Source organism: Parendozoicomonas sp. 209JJ7-1 (genome assembly GCF_058147085.1).
Map to the genome: position 1 here is coordinate 1 of NZ_JBYVJU010000035.1, position 4,424 is coordinate 4,424.

The window sequence follows — 4,424 nt, forward strand, 5'->3', positions numbered from 1 at the left end:
ACTTGTTATACGGCTGTTGCCACAAGCATGTGACTTGCCCCTTTTTGGAACTGGTACGGAACAGGCTTTATAGTGACATTGATACCATTATTTTTAAGGCTCTTCGTCACTGCTGGTAAATGCTTTGATCGTGTATTGTCCAATGATACCAGAGGATATACTCGAACCTCTTTAGATACGCGACAAAGCTCCATGATTGACTCTACATGCTGTGATTCCGTGAAATGTTCACTGTATAAGAACAGAAAATGAGAACATAAAGCTAGATCAAACTCTTTATCGGAAAATGGTAGGTCAGGTAAAGATGCATCAATATACCTGCTTGAGCTTTTACCAGTATCGTAGTCGGAGAGAAAGTGCTCCATTGCTGACATTCTCACAAACTCCAGCTTTTTTGGAGACTGGATGCTTAACCAAATATAATTGCTTTGATTTTTGTGCATCTGCTCCATGATTTGCGGGCGAACTTCATCAATACGATTGCTTATCTGGGATTTAGAGAATTTATAAATTGGATCTATTGAAGTGATGTCGCCACCTAACAATGTTAGTTCTGCATTAAAGCTAGCAGGCCCATCTCCACAACCGAGAATTTTCTTTTTTTTATCCGCCTCGCTTAAGAAAAACATACTTTCATACTCTTCAAGAGTACGCCCCCAAGGGACAACTTTATCTAATTCCACTTACTAATATTCTCTTTACGTAAGACTTTACTGGATGTTTAGGAGCCGTATAACGCTTGGTTCAGGTGCGCCGTAGGCGTCACCTGGAACCACTTGTTAAATGCGTGGTTGATTTAAAAACCAGTAATGAAAGATGGAATACCAAAAGGAGGGTAAGCTCTGAAAGTGCAGAGTAAAGCAATAAACCAAATTACCGCAAGTGACACGCCAACCAAGATAGGAATTTTACTGACTGAATACCTTTTCATAATCAGTTTTCCTGTAAATGATGTACCATTACACCTTAGTTTTTTCTCAACTATTTGTCCGTACCTTGCGTGGTCATCATGAAATAATGACAGTAGCAATCTTCTCTCATTATCAGAATGAACAATTTCATTTAGCATTCTGTGTTCAATTTTTGATAATGTAGATTCCCAGTATTCCTGCCAAAATTTTGCACCACTTGCCATACCAGTTTGGTACAGAGACACGACAAAACCAGCAAGACATAAAATGAAGCTCACCATTGGTTTTGTGTGATAAGACTGAGCTAAACCAGCAAATGCTACACCCTGAAATATCATGAAGAAGTTATTTCTTTGGACTAGCTGTGAAATTTCAAAATTTCGTGTTTCTAACGCGATTTTGAACAGACTTTTGAGTGCTTCCGTATCACCAGACTTCCCTGAAGCAAAAACTCCGGGAGTGAAATGATAGTTAGCTTGGGTGTAAAAGTTGTTCTGACTGTATTTATAATTATCTTCTTCAATGTTATTCGACATTGATACTCCTTAGTCGAAGATGGTGAAAAGCATTTAACGCCTGCATCAGGTGCGCCGAAGGCGTCACCTGGATGCGCTTGTTATGCGTATCTGTGAGTTTATTGGGCTTTATTATAAAGCTGCCACAAATACATTAAATTTATCTATTAGCCACCATGATATAAATGACATAATGAAAATTGCGAACCAAAATGTGCCTGGTTTTTCTTTACGCTTGGCATATTGAAGCTCACTAACTTCGTTGGTCACAAAAACGACCTTTCCAGTAAGAAGCCCAGAAATGATGCAACCAATGAGAAGAAAAGGAAGTCCAAGAAAATACCCCTCCCAATGATTCCAGCCAACTTTTAAAGACCCAAACAGCATGCCAAGTAATGAAAATATTATAGCGATAATCGGATACTTAGCTTTATTCTCGGGCATACAAATACTCAGTCTATTTTTCTCAAACTAAAAAAGAACGACAAATGCTACAGGCTTTCTGCTTTGATGTGGATACTAGAAACGCATAACGCCTAAATCAGGTGCGCCGTAGGCGTCACCTGGATTTACTTGTTATGTGTAAAATGGCACATTGCCTGACTGCTTTATATTTTGCGTTTGTTTCGATCTAACTTTTGAAGAAAAGCTTTGTGAGGGTGAGGTATTTCCAATGCTTTTTCTTCCGTATGGGCTTTTTGACGATCTTTCTCAGCTTTGATTGCATTTCTACAGGAAAAACAGCGTATGGCTGTTGAGTCTATATGGCCTTTAGCAATTTCATACCACCATTTTTGGTCTCTTGCGCTCCACATTTCTTCAGATTTACAGTCAACACAAATAAAAGTCTTATCAATGTAGAAATATGGAAGTGGCCCATAAGTATTGTTATGAGAAAGTTCTTTGTGATCCGCACGAATTGTACCTTCAGGAAGACTTTCTATATCTTCATACGGGTCTAATAAAGCTTCATTTTGCTTTGCCCTTCGTTTGGCAAATATCTCTTTTTTCCGTTTCTTTTTATTCTTCATGATGAACGATGAATTTTGTTTTTACACATAACGCCCGCATCAGGTGCGCCGAAGGCGTCACTTGGATGCGCTTGTTAGGTGCAGCCGCTGGCACGATAAGTTTATTGCGACTTTGTTGGTAAATAATATTTTTTTGGCACGATGTTGTGCTTGCCAGTTACAAACAAAATGCCGCTGGAAATTGCTGGCACGAACTTACAGGTGGAACTTGTTTGCACAGACTTTATTTTGCTGGTTTGAAAACACCGGTGAAACTCGTTTTGCCAGCAGGTGGAACCGATGCCCCTATTTTTGTCATTTTCGATAAGGCCAGTAAATTTGTTGGCACATTCTTTATTTTGCTGGTTTGAACAAGTCTGTGCGTGCTTGACGTAGGCACAAAATTAAAGCTTGAACTTCTTGAATTTGACGTTGATGTTTGGCACCTAACGCCTAAATCAGGTGCGCCGTAGGCGTCACCTGGATTTACTTGTTAGGTTCAGCGGAGATAGCAAAATGATTGAGGTGGAACACCGTGAGACAGAATAGAAGATAGCTCTAAAGGTTCGTGGTACGTTGAAGGATTTTTAACTTTTATTGCAAAAGCTTTATTTCGGCCGCTAAAGTATTCAGAGAAAAATTTGTGTGTAATACCAGAAAAATCTCTGGTTGCCTTCCAGATCGAAGTTGGTCTATCTTGTAGAATATCTTCAATTTCAAATTCACCGATTACCTTTCCGACAGGCATCGTTGCGTATATTACAACTGTATTAACTCTTTCGTCTTTGAATATAGCTTTCCTAAATTCATATTTCTTTTCACCAGTTAAAATCTTATTTGCGTATTCAGGCTTTATTGATAATAAGACTTTCATTAAGTTGTCCTATATTGGCAATTTCTTCGAACTGCTCATTCGTAAGTTGAAAGAAACCCCAATATTGATCAGAGTTAATACCTATATCCTCGATCATTTGACCACGAGTTACTCTCTTTAATAATGCACTATTGTAGCAAAACCTTATTATTGTTGGATAGTTCTTTCTTCTAAAGAAGTTTCTCAACTCGTTTTCTGTAAATATACTATAAGAAAGTGCATATGATAAAAATTCTTCCTCTGAAGAGAATGAACTAATATCTCTAACTTCTTCAACAACACAAATAGATGTTGCTACTGAACGATAATGAGCAGGTCCTTGACCATCTGTTGTTCTATATATAACTAAAACATCACTTCTCTTTAAACTTTCGGTTCCTCTCATACTGGTAAGATATATTTTATGAATACTATTCGTATGTGAAATATCTTTCACGAGAGCTTCTGGGTCTTCGTTTCTCAAAATTGAATCAGGAAGTAGACGGCTATGGAATTCTGGTCGTAATGAAAGAATAAATTTTCTTCCAGAATAATCTATAAATGGATAATCTGCCTTCACGTTTCCAGTTACAACACCCATTTCTTTAACAAGAACTAACTCTTCACCATTTTGAGTTGTTTTTCGTGCAACTTCCTTAAAACCATATCGTTTAAAAGAATTTATTAATGACTCATGTTTTGGGAAAACTGTAACATATACTTCTTCAACACCTTCTAGTATTGCATAGTCTAAAGATTTTTTGACAAACCTCTCTCCGAGCCTAGTTCCGTGGGCATTTATCTTGAATGTGCCTATTTTTATTCTAGGTTTGGCGGGTAAAGTTGGGACTACATCACTTATTTCTTCATCTTCAATTTTATGGAATAAGAAACCGTCAATTAAGCCACTATTATTTCGACAAATATATGCGCTATTTTCTGATTTTTTATTAAACCATTCCGAGAATTCTTGATAATCAGATTTTAGGCTTTCAAAGAATGGATCATCCAGATCAATATCTTTAAACTTTAAATATTCTAGTTCCATGTGTGAACTCCTTTGTTAATTGAGAACCTAACGCCCGCATCAGGTGCGCCGAAGGCGTCACCTGGATGCGCTTGTTATGCGTGCCGA

The 4,424-nt window shown here is 37.8% G+C and carries 7 protein-coding genes; 1 reads left to right on the plus strand and 6 read right to left on the minus strand.

What is annotated here, in order from left to right; translation table 11 throughout:
• Window positions 1–5: 5 nt before the first annotated feature.
• The 4 genes from ACY2RQ_RS18840 to ACY2RQ_RS18855 form a co-directional block, all read right to left on the minus strand.
• Window positions 6–683, minus strand: coding sequence for a class I SAM-dependent methyltransferase (locus ACY2RQ_RS18840; protein WP_490114553.1), 678 nt, complete (start codon window positions 681–683; stop codon window positions 6–8).
• 113 nt (window positions 684–796) lie between these two features.
• On the minus strand, window positions 797–1,447 hold the full coding sequence (locus tag ACY2RQ_RS18845) for a RipA family octameric membrane protein (protein WP_490114554.1): 651 nt from the start codon (window positions 1,445–1,447) through the stop codon (window positions 797–799).
• A gap of 111 nt (window positions 1,448–1,558) precedes the next feature.
• Entirely contained in the window at window positions 1,559–1,870 is a 312-nt protein-coding gene (locus tag ACY2RQ_RS18850) for a hypothetical protein (RefSeq protein ID WP_490114555.1), read from the minus strand.
• Window positions 1,871–2,034: 164 nt separating this feature from the next.
• Window positions 2,035–2,457, minus strand: coding sequence for a zinc-ribbon domain containing protein (locus ACY2RQ_RS18855; protein WP_490114556.1), 423 nt, complete (start codon window positions 2,455–2,457; stop codon window positions 2,035–2,037).
• A gap of 146 nt (window positions 2,458–2,603) precedes the next feature.
• On the opposite strand from ACY2RQ_RS18855, the gene ACY2RQ_RS18860 reads away from it, so the two are divergent.
• Entirely contained in the window at window positions 2,604–2,807 is a 204-nt protein-coding gene (locus tag ACY2RQ_RS18860; protein ID WP_490114557.1) for a hypothetical protein, read from the plus strand.
• A gap of 128 nt (window positions 2,808–2,935) precedes the next feature.
• Here ACY2RQ_RS18860 and ACY2RQ_RS18865 read toward each other — a convergent pair whose 3' ends face one another.
• The gene (locus ACY2RQ_RS18865) at window positions 2,936–3,310 is read right to left on the minus strand and encodes an ASCH domain-containing protein (protein WP_490114558.1); all 375 of its coding nucleotides are present in this window, start codon (window positions 3,308–3,310) and stop codon (window positions 2,936–2,938) included.
• On the minus strand, window positions 3,282–4,337 hold the full coding sequence (locus ACY2RQ_RS18870; protein WP_490114559.1) for an N-acetyltransferase: 1,056 nt from the start codon (window positions 4,335–4,337) through the stop codon (window positions 3,282–3,284). Before ACY2RQ_RS18870 ends, ACY2RQ_RS18865 begins: the two co-directional genes overlap by 29 nt.
• Window positions 4,338–4,424 lie beyond the last annotated feature (87 nt).